Source organism: Conyzicola nivalis (assembly GCF_040548875.1).
GTDB lineage: Bacteria > Actinomycetota > Actinomycetes > Actinomycetales > Microbacteriaceae > Conyzicola > Conyzicola nivalis_A.
The window spans coordinates 1,076,074-1,092,511 of sequence record NZ_JBEPSJ010000001.1 but is presented as its reverse complement, the minus strand read 5'-3'; the positions used below and the strand labels follow the sequence as shown (position 1 = coordinate 1,092,511).

Sequence of the window (16,438 nt, the reverse complement as noted above, 5' to 3'; positions counted from 1 at the left end):
TGATGAAATGGCTCTAGCAGACGATGTCGCATATGCAATGCGAGTGCTTGAAATGCTCGCGTCACGCCCAGAGGGCCGACGCGTCACGGAGGTCGCGGAGCGTCTTCGCGTAAACAAGGCCATCGCGCATCGCCTTCTCGCCGCGTTGGTCGCTTCCGGGTACGTCAGTCAGGATCCCCGCACTTCCAGCTACTCTGCCACCCACAGCCTCGGTGCTTTAGGGCTCCGGCAGCTGTCGAATTCAGGTGTGGGAACGTGGGCGCAGCGAGAGCTCGATTCGCTGGCGGCTGACAGTGAGGAATTGGTTCGCCTCGCCGTCGCGACCAATGACACGTTGCAGTGGATCGCGAAGGCTCAAGGTTCGAATTCATCTCTTCGTCTCGACCCGGTGATGGGCCAGGACGTAGTCCCGCACGCCACGGCCTCTGGAAAAGCCTGGCTCTCCACGCTCGAGCCGGAGCGGGTCACGATCGTGCTCGACAACGAAAGCAACCTCAGCACCACCTCGCGTTCACCGCTCGACCGGTCGGTTCTGCAAGTCGAACTAGAGGAGGTCCGGCACAGAGGCTACGCCACGACGTTCGAAGAGATGGACCTGGGCATCAATGCGGTAGCCGCCCCCATCTTCGGAGCCGGAACGAGCAGGGAAGCGACCGGAACCATAAGCATCGCCGGTCCGTCTGTGCGGATGACCCGGGCGCGAATGGCGGAGCTGTCACCCCTCCTTCTCGGAGCTGCAGCTGAGATCTCTCGAAGCTGGCCCAGTTACACCTACCTCGTCGCGAACCAAGAGAAGTCCGCCTAGGCCACCTCCTGCTTAGCGAGTGACTCACGAAGCCCCTCGCTCCTCCACAACTTCACTGCACCTCAATCGGGCCACGCGCTGCTTTGCCGCGCCCGAATCTCAAAGGAGAGCCAATGACAACGTCACACCCTGCATCCGTTACGTCCGCTGCCGTGGAACAACCGTCCCTTGCCCGGAAAGGCCGTGTGCGAAATCTGCTGGCGGGAACCGTCGGTCACTTCGTCGAGTGGTACGACTGGTACGTCTACGGTCTCCTCGCGGCCGTCTTCTCGTCGCAGATCTTTCCCTCGGACTCGCCTTTCGCGTCTCTCATGGCCGCGTTCCTCACGTACGCCATCGGATTCGTCGTACGGCCCCTGAGCGGCATCATCCTGTCGCCCTTCGCCGACCGATACGGCCGGCGGAGGGTGCTCGCCCTCGCCGTGTCGGGTATGGCGCTTGGCGCGCTGATCATCGGGCTGACACCCTCCTTCGCGACCATCGGCTACCTGGCCCCGATTCTCTTCGTGCTTGCGCGGATACTGCAGGGCATCTCCGCCGGAACCGAGGGCCAGAGTGCCATCGCCTACATGGTTGAGCACGCTCCGGCGAACCGACGCGGCCTGTTCGGTTCCTTCACCAATATGGCCAGCGGTCTCGCGACACTGGCCGCCACCGGTGCCGCCGCCATCGTCACCGCATCCTTCGCCCCCGACGCCCTTGCGGCGTACGGCTGGAGGATACCGTTCATCATCGGTGGCGTATTCGGCGTGATCGGGCTCGTCCTCCGCGCCCGCTCGGATGAGTCTCCCGAGTTCGAAGCCAACGCGCTCGACGATCAGAAGTCCGCACCCGCACGGCTGAGGGAACTGCTTCGCAACCACCCCAAAGCGATCCTGCAGACTGCAGCGCTATCCGCTCCCGCGGTGGCCTACTACACATGGGCAACGTTCCTGCCCACCTACGCCAACCTGACCTCCGGCCGAGATCTGTCCTCCACTCTCGCAGGCAGTGCCATAGGCCTGGTCCTCCTCGTCATCGTGGTCCCCGTATGCGGCTACCTCTCAGACCGCCTGGGACGCAGGAAGATCTTCCCGATCATCGGTGCGATCGGAATGATCTTCCTCTTCTTCCCGCTCCTCCTTCTTCTGCAGACGCCTGGCTTCGGCATCTACGTCCTCGTCGCCGCTTCCGGGTGGGTGGTGCTCGGAATCTGGCAGTCCGTCTACCCGACCATCCAGGCCGAACTCTTTCCTGCCTCTGTGCGGGTCTCCGGAATCGGATTCGCTCATCAGATCGTCATCGCCATCTTCGGTGGCACCGCACCGCTCATCGCGGCCGCGTTCGTCGGCGCGGGCCAGCCGATGCTGGTGGCGGTCTACATGATCGTCATCGTCGCCCTGTGCCTCCTCGTCTACTTCACGCTCCCTGAGACCGGCAGCCGCGCTCCGAAGGCCACCGTCTCCGCGACCGACAGCATCGCCGTCATCCTGAGCGAGCAGCCGGCCCACATCGAGACCCTAAACCCAGATGCCGCGGTCAGCATCGGCAGCCCTCAGAACTGAACGGACAACCCTATGATCATCAACACGTTCTCCTACCTCTGGTCGGCGACGGCCATCGATGCGATAGCCGAGCTCGTCGAGAACGGGTACACGACCTTCGAAGTCCCCGTCAGCTCCCCGCACTTGTGGCCGGACGACATGTCCAGCGCCGAGCGCTCGACCATGGGCACGAAACTCAACGACATCGGAGCCACGATCCGCTCGCTGAACGCCGGCGGCTACGACATAAACCTGGCTAGCCCGGGCGCGAGCATGCGCCGCAAGAGCATCGAGCACATCACGTCGGTGATCGAAGTCGCTGAAGAATGGGGGGTCCCGGAGGTCGTCATCTCTCCCGGTACGCGCCGCCCCATGATTTCGCCGTCGCTCGAGCGGGTCCACGGATGGATGTACGAGAGCCTGGAAGACCTCCTCCCGATCGCACGGCAGGCCGGCGTACGGCTGCTCTTGGAGAACACCCCGTACTGCCTCGCCCCCACCGTCGGAGACCTCGCGAATGTCGTTCGCGAAGTCGACGACGACGCACTGAAGATCGTCTATGACGTCGCAAACGCCGCGTACATCGGGGAAGACCCCGTGGCAGGTCTTCGGTCGAATCACGAGCTCATCGCCCTCGTCCACATCTCGGACACCGGCACGGACACATGGGGCCACGACCCGATCGGAACCGGCGTCATCGACTGGCGAGCACTCGGCGACGCGGTCGAGTCGACCCTTGGCGTTGACAACGTCGTGCTCGAGATCATTCGCGAAGAGAACACCCTCCACGAATTCGCCACAGCGATGCGGGATCTCGACGACCACGGCTGGCGCCTCAGCTCGACGAACAACAAACCGAGCAGCAACGAAGGAGACCGACGATGAGAGCTCTAGTCAGCGGCGGAAGCAGTGGCATCGGCGCAGCCGCGAGTCTGAGAATCGCGGAAGCCGCGCTGGCTCGAGGCGAGCAGGCCATGATCGCAGTGTGCGGACACAAATCCGGTACGCAACACGAGGAAGTCGTCGACGCTGTCCGCGCTATCGGCGGTACAGCCATCGCGCTGGTGGGTGATCTCGGCGACCCAGAGGTGCCGGCCAAACTCGTCGCTGCCGCAGTCGAGGAATTCGGGGGCCTCGATGCCCTGGTGGCGAATGCCGGGATTGCTATACCGGGGGCTCTCAAAGACGTGTCACTGGAGGACTGGGAGAACATGTTCTCCGTCAATCTCCGCGGAGGGTGGCTTCTGGCCAAGGCCAGTTACTCGCATCTGCGAGACAGCGAGGGTGCGGCAGTATTCACGTCCTCGATGTCGGGCCAGATTCCGCACGCCGGATCCGGCGCATACAGCCCCACAAAGGCCGCCCTGACATTGCTCGCGCAGACGCTCGCGCTGGAATGGGCGCCTGACGGAATTCGCGTCAACGTGGTCTCGCCCGGTATGACCCGGACGGGGATGAACACAGACCTTTATCGTGATCCCACGATCAAGAAGGCTCGCGAAGAAATCATCCCGCTGTCACGGATCGGCGATCCGATCGATATCGCCAATGTCATCGAGTTCCTCATCAGTCCGCTCGCGGGCTACGTCACCGGCCAAGACATCTGCGTCGACGGAGGGTTCACCAAGTCCATCCTCAGCCACATCCCCGGCCGACCCAACTCGAAGTCCTAACCACGCAACAACACAGACACGGGCACTCGCTTTCCCGGGCGCACAGCAGCCAAACGAGGCGAACGAATCTCAAAGGAGAGAAAGACATGATCAAGAAACGGTGGAGCCTGGCTCTAGCAACTATCGCGGCGGCGGGTCTGCTGCTATCCGCCTGCGCGCCGGCGGACGATTCCGGCGGAGACAACGGCGGTAGCAGTGGCCCAGTGACGCTCACGTATTGGGACTTCCTGGACCCGAGCCAGGACAACCCGCGCTCGAACGCGCTGCGGGACAACGTCGCAGCGTTCGAAAATGCCAACCCCGACATCAAGATCGACCTGTCCGTCGTGGCCCTGGGCGACATGATCAGCCGGCTTCCGCAGGCTGCAGCAGCGGGACAGGCCCCGGACGTGTTCAAGATGTTCACGCCGCAGGTGCCCCAGATGGCCGCCGCCGGTGCGTACACGCCGCTCCCCGCCGATGCCCTCGCGGTGGACGACTGGCTGCGGCCCGCGGACACTCTCGCCGGTCCCGACGGCCAGCAGGTCGCTGTGCCGTACGAGTACCGGACGTGTGCGCTGTACTACAACCAGAAGATCCTCGACGAGATCGGCGCCACCCAGCCCACCACCTACGACGAAGTCGTCGACGTGGCCGCCAAGGCAGCAGCCGCCGGGTACACCGGCTTCGGCACCGGATTCTCCGACACCGACAACTCCGCCATCATCGCGACATTCTTCGACTGCTTCATGAGCCAGGTCGGACAGGATATCTGGAACGAGGACGGAGATGTCGACTACGCCGGTGACAAGGCGAACGAGTTCGGAGACTTCCTCGCCGACCTCCGCGACGCGAACGCCCTAGGCAGCAGCGTGGTGTCGGACACCTACTCCACTGTGACCGACGGGCTCGCGAACGGGACCGTGGCTATGGCGGTTCTCGGCACGGAGCGCATCGTCACGTTCGGCACTTCCAACCCCGACATCAAATGGGCCGACCTCCCGACCGCCTCGACCGGAGATCAGACGGGTGCGACATTCGGATGGACGATGGGCATCGGCGCCGGCAGTAAGAAGATTGACGCCGCATGGAAGTTCATTGACTTCATGACCGGTGCCGACGCCGCTGCGGGGCTCGCAGGCGGCGGCGAGGTTCCCACCCGGTCCTCAAGCTACGACGACCCGTACTTCACCAGCCCGGACGCCGACGCGGTCAACTCCATCGCAGAGTACGTCGAAAGCAACAGCGAGCCGCACGTCTATCAAGACAACTGGATCGCTCTCGCGACGGGGCTGTCGCAGGCGGGACAGGAGTTGTACCTGAACGGCTTGTCGGGCAGCGAGTTCATCAGCACGGCGCAGGACGCCGCAACCAAATAGGCCGAACCACATCCGGGGAGCCCGCCAGGGCTCCCCGGAGATCGGAACATCATGACTCTTTCAAGCGGCATCGTCGGAATCCCCTCCGGCATCAACAAAGCAGCGAACAATCCGGACCCTGGCAACAACGTCCGCCGCCGGCGTGTCGACCGACGCGTGTGGCTGTATGCGGTCCCCGTCGTGCTGGTGTTCACGTTCGTCTTCATCGGTCCGCTCATCTACACCGCGTGGACCGCACTGCATGAGACGACGTACTACCAGATCGGTGAGTTCTCCGGGCTGAACTCCTTCGTCGACCTGTTCTCAGACCCGGAGCTCCCGACGCAGATCGGCACCACGCTCGTCTTCTCCTTGGGCGCTCTGGTGATAGCACTGCCGGCGGGCCTGATCTCGGCGATCGTCCTCAACGGCCTGCACCGGTTCAAGCGCACCGTGCGCAGCCTGTTCCTCCTGCCGTGGCTGATGTCGCAGGCCATCGCGGGTGTGATCTGGTTGTGGTTCTTGAACCCCAATTACGGTCCCGCGTCCTCAATCACCACCTCTCTGGGCTTCGGACCGACGGACGTGTTCTCCTCGCCTACTTCAGCCCTCATCGCGGTAACCCTGATCACCGCGTGGTGGTCGTACCCGCAGGCCATGTTGCTGTTCCTGGGGGCGCTGCAGACCATACCTGGCGAGCTTCGCGAAAGTCTCAAGATGGATGGCGGTGGCATATGGCGTGAGTTCGTCAGTATCACTCTGCCGTTCCTGCGCAACACGATCGTCTCCGTGACCGTTGTCCTTTTGATGCTGTACGTGCAGATGGTGACCATCATTCTTGTCACCACCCGAGGAGGACCCCTCGGCGCTACCGAGACACTGTCTATGCGCGTCTACAACCAGACATTTCTCGACTTCGACCTCTCCGGGGCGTCGGCGACGGCGATCCTGCTCTTCGCGGTCAACACCGTCCTCACCCTCGTCGCCATCCGTTTCCGCCGAAAGGAAGCACTGTGAGCACCGCAACACACCGCATCATGACCGATGGAGAACCCAAGCGTCGTCGGAAGCGCGTCGAATGGCTGCAGGTCGTCCCGGCGTGGATTTACATCGTGGTCTCGGCCGCCATCGTGCTTCCTCCGATCGCCTGGATCGTGTCCACGGCGCTCAAGCCCGACGCAGACACCATCGCATTCCCCCCGCAGTGGATCCCGAACCCTGTCACGTTCGAATCGTTCGCTGGCATATTCACCTCGACTAACGTCCGATTCTTCATCAACTCGCTCATCTACGCCGGGGGCTCCATCGTTCTTGCGCTGGTCATCTGCATCCCCGCCGCGTACGTCGCCACCCGCTATCGGAGTCGCCGTATGGAGGCTCTGATGACGGGCATCCTGATCCTTTCTATGGTCCCGGCCATCGTCGTCTTCATCGCGCTGTACTCGATGTTCGTCAAGACCTCGCTGATCAACACCTACCCGATGTTGATCGTGGTCTACACGGCCATCATCTGCGGCCAGACCATCCTGTTCCTCCGCAACTTCATCGAAAACATCCCGGTCGAGATCGAAGAAGCCGCTGCCATTGACGGATGCTCGCGACTCCAGATCCTCTGGCGAATCGTTATCCCGCTAATCCGGCCCGGCATCGCCGCGATCGCCATCTTCATCTTCGTTTTCGTGTGGAACGACTTCCTCGTCGGGACCGTCCTCGCGACCACGGAAGATATGAAGACCGTCCAGAACGGAATCGTTCGCTACGTCCAGACCGGTTTCGGCAACTTCTGGGGCCTGTTCTCCGCCTTCGTGATCGTCGCGTTCGTTCCAGTACTGGCCATCTTCGTGGCTTTCCAGCGGTGGTTCATCGCCGGACTGACCTCCGGCGGCGTCAAGGGGTGAAGACACTCTCGAGGGATGGAACCATCGGCGTCGCATTAGTCGGAGCTGGAGCGATGGGAACGGTCCACGCGGCGATCGCATCCGGTATTGACGAGCTCGATGTCGTCGCAGTCATAGACCCATTCGCCGACGCCACCGCTCGAGTCGCCACCCGGCTCGAAAAGGCCGGTTTCCGTCGTCCCGCCGAATACGCCACGCTGGATGAGGCGCTCGCGTCGCCAGAGATCGACCTTGTCGTGATCACGACGCCCAGCGGATTGCACGTGTCTCAGGCGACGGCGGCTCTCGACGCGCGTCGACACGTCCTTCTCGAGAAGCCTCTCGACGTCGACTTGAGTCGAGCTCGTGTCATGGCTGACCGGGCCTCGAAAGCTGCCGGTGAGGGCCTTGTCGCCTCCGTCGTCAGCCAGCACCGCTTCGATGCCGCGACGGCGATCGTCGCAGACGCTGTGAGATCCCACGCGTTCGGGCGTGTGACGACAGCGATCGCATCGACAGCGTGGTGGCGGCCGCAGAGCTACTACGACTCGGCGGATTGGCGCGGCACGTGGGCTCTCGATGGCGGCGGCGCCCTGATGAACCAGGGCGTGCACAATGTCGACCTCCTGCTGTCGTTCCTCGGAAGGCCCGTGGAGGTGTCGGGTCAGATGGCCCTCCTGGCTCACAGCCGGATCGAAGTAGAGGACGCCGTCGTCGCGTCGATCCGCTTCGAGTCGGGGGCCGTGGCCTCTGTGCACGCGACAACCGCAGCGTACCCGGGTCTTGCCACACGCATCCACCTGATGGGTTCACTGGGCTCCGCGATCATCGAAGACGATCTGCTCACCTACTTCCACGCCGCGAAATCGCCTGGAATCGACATCGGTCCGATGGGCCTCACCTCCGCTGAGGGCAACATGGCCCCGAGGATGCTCGCGGACAGGGCGGAACGGACCTATCGTCTCGGCTTCGACCTTCCGCCGGCACCGGCGGGACAGTACAGCCTCGACCCGACGAGTCATCATCTGCAATACAGGAATGTCGTGGACGCGATCACGTCGGGTGCGCAACCTGCAGTGACGGTCCAGGACGCCTTTGACGCGATGTCGGTGATCCGGGCAATCTATGTATCCTCCACCTTGCACAAGTCCGTGCAATTCTCGGATGTCGCAGCCGGGGTCTACGACGATGTGACGTTGTCTGCGACAGACGAATCAGACAGCTCCCTCTCGCACGATGAGCCGCTTCGGCGCGGTTCTGCCTGATGGATTGGTTGGGCATCGGCATCCTGATGACGGTGGCAGCGGGAGCGACGGTCCAGATCATCACAGGTACCGGGTTCGCCCTCGTCTGCGCGCCGTTCCTGCTGCTGATGCTCGGCCATGACGTCGGGGTTCGCGCGGTACTCGTGCTCTCTCTCGCCTTGAATGCCTACCTCCTGGCGGTCACGATCCGTCATGTGCGGTGGAGGGACTCGCTCCTACTCCTGCTGCCGGCCGCGCTCCTCGTCGTTCCCACAGTCCTTGTTGTGGATGCCGTTCGGGGTCCAGCGCTTACGATCGCTGCTGGCGTCGTGATCGTGACAGCCACCGGCCTCGTGGTCAGCGGCTATGCACCGAAGGTGATCGACACCACCGGTGGAGTGGTGCTAGTCGGCGCCGTCAGCGGCATATTCACCATCGTCGCCGCGGTCAGTGGACCACCGGTGACTCTCCTGGCCGTGCAGAGAAAATGGCCACCGGACGTCGCCCGCGCCACGATGCAAGCATTCTTCCTACCCCTGAACCTCCTCGCGCTCCTCCTGTTCGGACCCATCGACGCCGACCTGGCCGACGTGTGGTGGGCAGTCGGAGGGTGCGTCCTCGGGCTCATCGCGGGCTCCGTCGGCGCGCGGCGCATTCCAGCGCCTGCTGTTCGTTGGACGATGTTGGCAGTCGCAGCCGCGGGAGGCGTCTGGCTGACCGTCACCGGGACAGGGGAGGCGCTCGCGACAGCGGCCGGTTGCTCGGCGGCGCCGTAGGGCCTGCATGTTGAACTCCTAAAACCGCCGCTGGACTGCTCCCAAGAAAGAAGGACCTGATGTCTCACTACTTTGTCGGCCGCAATGACGAGCGAACCCTGTGATCACCGGCAGGGCTACACTCATCGCCCACCTGGGGTACCCCACAGACACCTTCGCCTCGTCGTCACTGTGCAACCCGTGGTTCGACCGGAACGGATTTGACGCGGCCGTCATCCCGATGTCCGCAAGGGCTGAGGGTTATCCCGACCTGTTTCGGTCTCTCTTCTCCTTGACCAATCTGCGCGGGGCGCTCGTGACCATGCCCCACAAGGTCTCCACCATGGAACTCGTTGATGAAGTGAGCCCAGCGGCAGCGATCGCCGGCGCAACCAACGCCGTCGTCAAGCGGGAGGACGGTTCACTTCTCGCGGACCAATTCGATGGTGCCGGGTTCGTCCGCGCTCTTGTGCGCAAAGGATTCGACCCGGACGGCAAGCGCGTCATGATCATCGGCACCGGAGGGGTGGGTTCGGCCATCGCTGCATCACTGGCTGCAGCTCGAGTGGGAGAAATCAGCCTGGTGAACCGCCACAGCGCATCGTCGGAAGAACTGTCGCGGCGTCTCAAACAGCATTATCCCGATGTGGACGCCGGCCCCGGAACGAGGGACCCTCGTGGTTTCGACCTCATCGTCAACGCGACTTCGCTCGGCACTCAGATCGGTGATCCACTTCCTCTCGACCTAGACGCCGTCGATAGCTCCGCCTTCGTCGCCGACGTGGTCAACAAGCCCGGCCTCACCCCGTTCCTCTTGTCGGCACGAGAAAGGGGATGCACAACGCAGGTCGGCCGCGACATGCTGCTCGAAATGGTCCCGGCCTATCTGGCCTTCTTCGGATACGAAGGTGCCACAGCAGACGAGTTCGCGTGACCGGGCGGCCCGATCATAATGTCGACCCCATCGGCGGCCAACTCGTCCCGAGACGAGCTCTTCAGGGAGCCGTCCGTGACGACGGCGTCGAAGCCTTCTAAGCGATGGATGACATGAGGTTCCGAGACACCGAACTTGCTGGAGTCGACCAGAAGATAGGAGTGCTTGGCGCGCGCGAGAACTGCCCGTTTGACAGCGGCATACTTCAGATCACCGGTTGTGGCGCCGATGCCGGGTTGCCAGGCGCTGGCGCTGATGAAGACCGCGTCGAAGACGAAATTCGCCAAGACCGCGGGGAGGAGCTCGCCGACGGTCGAAAGCGTTGCTCCATCGATTACTCCCGGGACCATGATCACGGTGAGCCGCGGCGCCAGGGTGGCCAGTTCGATGGCCGTCGAAAGATCGTTGGTGAGGATCGTGAGTCGTTCGAGACCGGCGAGATAGGGCACCATCGCGGCGCAGGTCGTCCCGGAGTCCAGGTAGACGGTATCTCCTGTTCTCAGCAACCCGACTGCCACCTGCGCAATAGCGGCTTTCGCCTCGACCTCCACGGTCGTGCGAACGCGCCGATCGGGCGGAGGTACCCGTCCGCCTGCCAGTCGAGCGCCCCCGTAGACGAGTTCGACCTCTCCGGTGACCTGCAGGTCGGTGAGATCGCGCCTGATCGTCACAACCGATACATCCAACTCCGCAGCCAGATCCGCGGAGCGCACCGATCCTTTCTCGTCCAAACGAGCGCGAATGCGCGCCTGACGGTCTCCGGCCAGTAGAGAGGATGCCGATGTCATCTTTGTCGCTTTCTGTCGTACTTTGTTGTAGTTTAATGTCCATGCACCGTAAACTCACTACTCTTAATCAAATCATCGACGACGGCACGATCGTCATCGTGCGGCTCGACGACTCGGACGAGGCATATCGTGCCTCGGAGGCCGCCATCGCCGGAGGTATCCGAGCGATCGAGGTCACCCTGTCCACACCGGGCGCCCTCCGTGTAATCGAACGGCTGGTCGAAGCTCACGGATCGAACGTCTCGATCGGGGCGGGCACCGTGCTCGACGCCCCAAGCGCCTACGCATCCATTTCCGCCGGGGCGTCGTTCCTGGTCAGTCCCCATCTCAGCCGCGAGATGATCCGCACCGCCAATCGCTACCAGGTGCCCACGATCAGCGGTGCGTACACTCCGACCGAGATCGTCGAGTCGATCGAGGAGGGTGCCGACATTGTGAAGCTCTTTCCCGCCGAGATCGGGCCCGAGTACGTGCGCGCAGTTCTTGCCCCCCTGGCCCACGTCGCGCTGATGCCCGCCGGAGGGGTGAGTGCCGGTAACGCGAAGACCTGGTTCGACGCCGGTGTCGTTGCGGTCGGTGTCGGCAGCAGTATCACCAAGGCGGCTCGCCCGGATGGCGACTACTCCCAGGTGACGACTGCGGCTCGCGACTTCCTGGCGGCAGTCCGAGACGCCCGTCAACAATGACCTTCGCACTCGCCGTTGTCGGTGGAGCCGGCTCGGGCAAGTCCACGGTCGCGCAGCGAATCGCCCTGCGGACGGCGGCCGTGTACCTCGATAAGGACTCGCTCGCCGGTCCCCTTGTCGAGGCGGCGCTGGCTGCGCAGGGTCAGTCTCCGGACGATCGGGAATCGAACAGCTTCTATATAGAGCACGTGATGCCTGCCGAATACCGTGCCCTGTTCTCTGTGGCCGGCGACAACCTTCGGCTCGGACGATCGGTCGTAATCGACGCCCCATTCGCTGCGTACCTTGATCAACCGGAATTTTTCACCCGAGCCGCGAGCGATTCCGGCTGGCCGACCCTCCCGAGGCAGGTGCTCCAAGTATTCACCTCCGAGACCACGACGAGGCGCCGCCTCGCCGAACGGGGCCTTCCCCGCGACCATGCCAAACTCAATGACTGGAACGCATTCTGGCCGACGTGGGGCGACCTCTCGATCTCGTGGACCGGAGTGCGCCTTCATCGCCTGAATAACGACCTCATCCCTGACATCGACGCAGTCGTCGCTCGGCTCGAGGGGTAGCCCTTTCTCGGGATGGGCGGCGCTATGCCCGGGCCGCCGCGTTGACCTGTTCGATGGCTGCCAGTGTTTTCCGATGGGCTCGAAACTGGACGAGCTTCTCCCACATCCACGGGTTGCGTGTCGCGGACTGCTGGCGGTACATGGGTGGACGTCACCTCTCTCACCGACTGGAAGCGAGTCGTGAGCGAGGTCGAGAATCACTTCGGTGCACCGGTCACCGTACTCGTCAACAACGCCGGCATCATCGGCCCCGTCGTCCCTACCGTCGACCTTGACGACTCTACGAACGCGTCGGCCCCCGGCCCCTCGCCATTCCGGGCGCCGTGATCGTGGCCGGCTCGCTGTTCTTCCTGAGCCAGGTCGGTGCGGGAACCGCCGTCATCGTCCTCCTCGTCGCGTCCATCGCGATGTTCACCGGCCAGGCCCTGATGTGCACGCCGCTGACGACACCGGCGTCCTAACACTCGGACAGTCGGTGTCGGCGACGAACGCCGCCTTCCTCGTGGCCGGGTTCATCGACAAGAGCACGCCCGGAACTTGCGTGACGCCGGCACACGTCTATCGTCGAGCCCCGTGCTTCTCGACGGAGATGCGGAGGCGCTCCTATCGGTACTGCGGTCCGGCACGCTGGAGTCGGGCACTCGACCAGCAGACTTCTCTTTGCGAATGGGGTTACTCATATTGGATGCCGCCGGAGTCCGAGTAGTTCGCTTGGGCTGACTCGAGAGCGATCAAGCACGGGCGTTACCGTTGGCGTCCGTCTCCGCGTAGATGTGAGATTGCTCAGGCGACCGGGTCTCTGAGAATGGTGCGGAGGGTGTCTTGCGGGGTGGTTCGGGTAAATCCGTCGAGGTGGATCTCATGGTGTGGTCCGGCTCGGTGCAAGTCCCGTCGTCGTGCGTAGTCGCCAAGGCGTTCGAGAGTGCCGAACTCCTCCGAGAACGGCCCGTGATGCATGACCTGAACGACATCCTGCGCGGGAATCGTGAACGGCGTCACGTCGTCGGAGGCCGTGTCCGCGCTGCTTTCGGCACGGGCGCGAGCGTCTGCGATCCCCGCCTCGGTCGTGCCGTCCGGGACCTGGGTGAGTACCCGGTAGAGCAGCGAGGGGATCGGGTTCACGCTGTAGAAGTCGGTGATGTCTACCGGTGCCGAGTTCTCCGGATACCAGAACTGGATCTCCACGACAGGTGCCTCGTCGCTCTGGTCGAGGATCCGGGCGATGTCGGAGACCAGGATCTTCTTGCGGTAGAACTCGTCGCTGCCGGGTGCGCCGTCGCCGAGAACGGCGACGTAGTGCACGTCAGGGGTCCGCACGCGCTCGGGGGAATCGGACGCGTGCAGGTGCTCGGTCAGCTGGATGGTGGTCATGGGGTGCTCCTTGACTATTCGGTTGGTGGGGCGGGTGATGTCGGTCACATCTGGTCCCTACGAGTCGGCGGATGGGTGATCGGTGTGGGTCGACGATTGCGTGCTGGGCGGGAAGGCGACCATGGCGCGCCGCACCATCGTCAGGAGTGAGTCCCGGGATACTCCGTCGGCTGCGCGGATCGCGAGGCCGCTGGAGACGGTGACCAGGAACGTTGCGAGCTCGTCCGGGTCGTCGTCCGCGGCGAGGTCGCCATCGTCGATGGCGCGGCGGAACCGGTCGGCGAACAGGGCCTCGATCGTGGCGCGGTTCTCGGAGAGCAGAGCCAGCTGAGACGATCCTTCCGTCGCCACGGCAGCCTGCACCGAGAGGCAACCGGCCGGAAGGCCTGGTGTGGTCACGGCGACGGCATTACCGAGGAGGAACGCCGAGGCTACTTCGTGAGCGGTCGGTTGCGCGAGGGCTGTTGCGACGTAACCCATGTTGCGGTCCACGTAGCGGCGAAGCGACGACTGGAATAGTTGCGTTTTGTCGCCAAATGCGGCGTAGAGGCTCGGCCGGTTGATGCCCATCGCCGTCGTCAGCTCGGACAGGCTCGCCCCGTCGTAGCCGCGCCGCCAGAAGACATCGACCGCGGCATCCAGAGCCAGATCGATATCGAAGCCCCGAGGTCGTCCCGAAACAGACACCGCCAGCCACCTCCCACTTGCGTACCAATTGGTACAGAACTAGATGGTGTCACAGAATCGCATCTGGGGATAGGTGGATCTGCGATTTGCAACGCAAGACCCGGCGACCCGAATGGTGTGACGGTGGTCTCGCCGTCAGTCGAGGCTCGGGATGAGCAGCACTTGGCATCACCCGCGACCGGACCGGCCGCACCATCGAAGCATTCACTGCGTGGCACCACCCTCAGGTGGTATTCGATCTCGACGCCGATGTGAGCCCGTCGCAGCTTCCTGCCGACGCGGAAGAGCTAATCCGAGAACTGCGCTCGCTCATCTCACGCACCTGATACCTCGGTGCATATCTACGACGGTTCTGCGGCACCCCCGGCAGCGGCGATCATCCGAGCGACCTGCTGGATCAACCCTGCCCGCTGATGCTGTTCGCTTTGATCGTCAGGATCACACGCTGCTGGTCGCGTCCGCCGTACCACGGGTAGGGCCGGCCCGTGTATTTCTGCGATAGCGCTTCGATGTTCTCCGCGCCGCCGTCCGTCGTGATCGAGATCACTTCACCGCGAACCTGGATGTACCGGAACGGGTTCTCCGGGTCCTGTATGGCCACCGCCACGCGAGCGTCCCGCTCGACGTTTCGAGTTTTCACGTATCCGACCACCGTGTTGATGATGACGTGCTCGCCGTCGGTATGAACCCACGTCTCGGTCACCTGCGGTGACCCGTCGGCCATGAGGGTAGAGAGGAAACAAGGACTGGGTTTGCGCAACAGGTCGAGCAGGGCGTCGGGCAGCGGCATCGATTTTTCTTGGGGGAGCGTCGAGATCGGATCAGTCATTACACAAGTCTCGTCTACCGTCGCGGCTGGTGCGGCCACCGCGGTTCGCACCGCGTTCTATCCATCGTGGCCGGGCTTCGAGCGGGAAGGAAGACTCCCGCCGCACTGTCTCAGCGGCCTATACATGCGGCGAACTGGTGGTGGTCGGCGAATTCAGTGCCAGAACGTGGAGCTCAGCAGGCGGGTGACGATCACGGGGGCGCCGTTCATGCGCGCTGACAGCGTTTCGGCTTGGCCCACAGCGTGGCCGATCGACTGGTCTAGACCTAGTCGCAAGTGCTTCGACCTGTCGCCCTCGGTGACGGCATCGAAGCCGGCTTTCTCGATCGCGATGCTCGGCTTATAGCGGCTTCTCCACAGCCGCACGAGTGCGCCCTCGAAGATGACGGCGCGCTTTTCGAGGAGCTGAAGGTTCGTGTAGCCCATGGGGATCGATTCGCTAGGTTGATCCCGGTGAAATCCGCCGAGGATTGTGGGCGACACGCCGTTGTTCGTCTCGTAGAGACGGGCAGTCTCCGAGTGCTCCGTGTCGAACGCCGAGGGAGCGTCAGCCAGCCAGTCGCTGTAGTAGATGCATGAGCGCAATTTCACGTCGATCTGCGGGAGTGTTTCCGCGCGCCATTCGGTTTCGTCCCTGATGGAAAGGATTGCTGGTGCGGCTGTCATTGTCACAGTCAACCGCAAACGAGCAGCCGAGCGTGACTTTGATCGAGAAGCAGCTTCAGCTCGTTGCTCGCCCGCGGGCACCCGATCAGTCGGCGGTATGCACCACGCTGCCAATGACCACTCCGAACAGGATTGACCAGGCGAGAATGGCGATCGCCTGCCAGAACAGCACGCGGGCCTTCGAGACTCCACCGGCCGCGAGCATCGTCGAGGTGAACTGCGTCGGCAGCAGCAGCGGGCCGAGCAGGCTGACTCCGGGAACGCCGTAGCGGTCGAGAGCCCGCTGGAACTTCGCCCTGCGGGCGGCCTTCCTGTCGGACACGGAGTAGTCCACCTCGAGGGTGGCGATCGATTCGGCGCGGGCCGAACCGGGGCGCGTTTCTCCTGTCGCGAGCTGCGGCTCGGCCGCGCTCGTGCGCCCGCGACGGTTGACGACGGCGGATCGAGCGCCCGAGCTCAGCAGAACGAGCACGAGCACGCAGAGGAAGTTGCCGATGGCGGCCGCCGCGACGGCGATCACCGGGTCCATTCCGCCGATGATTCCGATCGTCGTGGCGCCCTCGCCTTCCACGAAGGGCACCGCGCCGGCGAGGGCGACGATGAACGGCTGAACGATCTCGGGTACCTGGGCTACGAGGTCTTGAAAATAGGCGATGACATCCACTGGTGACTCCTGGTCTCTGGGGCGGAATTCGGTCGAGCC

Annotated in this window: 20 protein-coding genes; 14 read left to right on the top strand and 6 right to left on the bottom strand. The window is 63.5% G+C overall.

Annotated elements, in window-relative coordinates; translation table 11 throughout:
- Positions 1–7 precede the first annotated feature (7 nt).
- The 10 genes from ABIE21_RS05315 (at position 8) to ABIE21_RS05270 (ending at position 10,148) form a co-directional block, all read left to right on the top strand.
- The gene (locus ABIE21_RS05315; protein WP_354023728.1) at positions 8–805 is read left to right on the top strand and encodes an IclR family transcriptional regulator; all 798 of its coding nucleotides are present in this window, start codon (positions 8–10) and stop codon (positions 803–805) included.
- Positions 806–990: 185 nt separating this feature from the next.
- Positions 991–2,349, top strand: coding sequence for an MFS transporter (locus ABIE21_RS05310; protein ID WP_354023727.1), 1,359 nt, complete (start codon positions 991–993; stop codon positions 2,347–2,349).
- Between the two features lie 12 nt (positions 2,350–2,361).
- The gene (locus ABIE21_RS05305; protein WP_354023726.1) at positions 2,362–3,213 is read left to right on the top strand and encodes a sugar phosphate isomerase/epimerase family protein; all 852 of its coding nucleotides are present in this window, start codon (positions 2,362–2,364) and stop codon (positions 3,211–3,213) included.
- Entirely contained in the window at positions 3,210–4,001 is a 792-nt protein-coding gene (locus ABIE21_RS05300) for an SDR family NAD(P)-dependent oxidoreductase (RefSeq protein ID WP_354023725.1), read from the top strand. The genes ABIE21_RS05305 and ABIE21_RS05300 overlap by 4 nt, the downstream gene beginning before the upstream one ends.
- Positions 4,002–4,204: 203 nt before the next feature.
- Entirely contained in the window at positions 4,205–5,359 is a 1,155-nt protein-coding gene (locus ABIE21_RS05295; protein ID WP_354023724.1) for an ABC transporter substrate-binding protein, read from the top strand.
- A 51-nt stretch (positions 5,360–5,410) separates the two neighbouring features.
- Positions 5,411–6,355 carry a carbohydrate ABC transporter permease gene (locus ABIE21_RS05290; RefSeq protein WP_354023723.1) on the top strand — a complete coding sequence of 315 codons (945 nt, stop codon included), beginning with the start codon at positions 5,411–5,413 and terminating at the stop codon, positions 6,353–6,355.
- Positions 6,352–7,236 (top strand): carbohydrate ABC transporter permease, encoded by an 885-nt coding sequence (locus ABIE21_RS05285; protein ID WP_354023722.1) that lies wholly within the window; start codon positions 6,352–6,354, stop codon positions 7,234–7,236. Before ABIE21_RS05290 ends, ABIE21_RS05285 begins: the two co-directional genes overlap by 4 nt.
- Positions 7,194–8,480, top strand: a complete 1,287-nt coding sequence (locus ABIE21_RS05280; protein ID WP_436232304.1) for a Gfo/Idh/MocA family protein — start codon at positions 7,194–7,196, stop codon at positions 8,478–8,480. The genes ABIE21_RS05285 and ABIE21_RS05280 overlap by 43 nt, the downstream gene beginning before the upstream one ends.
- Entirely contained in the window at positions 8,480–9,235 is a 756-nt protein-coding gene (locus tag ABIE21_RS05275; protein WP_354023720.1) for a TSUP family transporter, read from the top strand. Before ABIE21_RS05280 ends, ABIE21_RS05275 begins: the two co-directional genes overlap by 1 nt.
- A 100-nt stretch (positions 9,236–9,335) precedes the next feature.
- Positions 9,336–10,148: a shikimate dehydrogenase family protein gene (locus ABIE21_RS05270; RefSeq protein ID WP_354023719.1), complete on the top strand. Its 813-nt coding sequence runs from the start codon at positions 9,336–9,338 to the stop codon at positions 10,146–10,148.
- Here ABIE21_RS05270 and ABIE21_RS05265 read toward each other — a convergent pair.
- Complete coding sequence (locus ABIE21_RS05265; RefSeq protein ID WP_354023718.1) at positions 10,097–10,936, bottom strand: DeoR/GlpR family DNA-binding transcription regulator; 840 nt, start codon at positions 10,934–10,936, stop codon at positions 10,097–10,099. The genes ABIE21_RS05270 and ABIE21_RS05265 overlap by 52 nt on opposite strands.
- Before the next feature lie 41 nt (positions 10,937–10,977).
- Here ABIE21_RS05265 and ABIE21_RS05260 point away from each other — a divergent pair, with 41 nt between their 5' ends.
- From ABIE21_RS05260 to ABIE21_RS05245, 4 genes are all read left to right on the top strand, one after another.
- Positions 10,978–11,622 (top strand): bifunctional 4-hydroxy-2-oxoglutarate aldolase/2-dehydro-3-deoxy-phosphogluconate aldolase, encoded by a 645-nt coding sequence (locus ABIE21_RS05260; RefSeq protein WP_354023717.1) that lies wholly within the window; start codon positions 10,978–10,980, stop codon positions 11,620–11,622.
- Positions 11,619–12,182, top strand: coding sequence for an AAA family ATPase (locus ABIE21_RS05255; protein ID WP_354023716.1), 564 nt, complete (start codon positions 11,619–11,621; stop codon positions 12,180–12,182). The genes ABIE21_RS05260 and ABIE21_RS05255 overlap by 4 nt, the downstream gene beginning before the upstream one ends.
- 144 nt (positions 12,183–12,326) lie before the next feature.
- The gene (locus tag ABIE21_RS05250; RefSeq protein ID WP_354023715.1) at positions 12,327–12,509 is read left to right on the top strand and encodes a hypothetical protein; all 183 of its coding nucleotides are present in this window, start codon (positions 12,327–12,329) and stop codon (positions 12,507–12,509) included.
- On the top strand, positions 12,506–12,643 hold the full coding sequence (locus ABIE21_RS05245) for a hypothetical protein (RefSeq protein WP_354023714.1): 138 nt from the start codon (positions 12,506–12,508) through the stop codon (positions 12,641–12,643). Before ABIE21_RS05250 ends, ABIE21_RS05245 begins: the two co-directional genes overlap by 4 nt.
- 322 nt (positions 12,644–12,965) lie before the next feature.
- Here the strand turns inward: ABIE21_RS05245 and ABIE21_RS05240 are convergent, their stop codons facing one another.
- The 5 genes from ABIE21_RS05240 to ABIE21_RS05220 all read right to left on the bottom strand — a co-directional run bounded on the left by ABIE21_RS05240 (position 12,966) and on the right by ABIE21_RS05220 (position 16,399).
- Positions 12,966–13,601 (bottom strand): GyrI-like domain-containing protein, encoded by a 636-nt coding sequence (locus ABIE21_RS05240; protein ID WP_354023713.1) that lies wholly within the window; start codon positions 13,599–13,601, stop codon positions 12,966–12,968.
- A gap of 9 nt (positions 13,602–13,610) precedes the next feature.
- Positions 13,611–14,240, bottom strand: coding sequence for a TetR/AcrR family transcriptional regulator (locus ABIE21_RS05235; RefSeq protein WP_354023712.1), 630 nt, complete (start codon positions 14,238–14,240; stop codon positions 13,611–13,613).
- 397 nt (positions 14,241–14,637) lie between these two features.
- Positions 14,638–15,069, bottom strand: coding sequence for a PPOX class F420-dependent oxidoreductase (locus ABIE21_RS05230; RefSeq protein WP_354023711.1), 432 nt, complete (start codon positions 15,067–15,069; stop codon positions 14,638–14,640).
- Positions 15,070–15,222: 153 nt separating this feature from the next.
- Positions 15,223–15,735 carry a hypothetical protein gene (locus ABIE21_RS05225; protein WP_354023710.1) on the bottom strand — a complete coding sequence of 171 codons (513 nt, stop codon included), beginning with the start codon at positions 15,733–15,735 and terminating at the stop codon, positions 15,223–15,225.
- 85 nt (positions 15,736–15,820) lie between these two features.
- Positions 15,821–16,399 (bottom strand): small multidrug efflux protein, encoded by a 579-nt coding sequence (locus ABIE21_RS05220; protein ID WP_354023709.1) that lies wholly within the window; start codon positions 16,397–16,399, stop codon positions 15,821–15,823.
- Between the last annotated feature and the right edge of the window lie 39 nt (positions 16,400–16,438).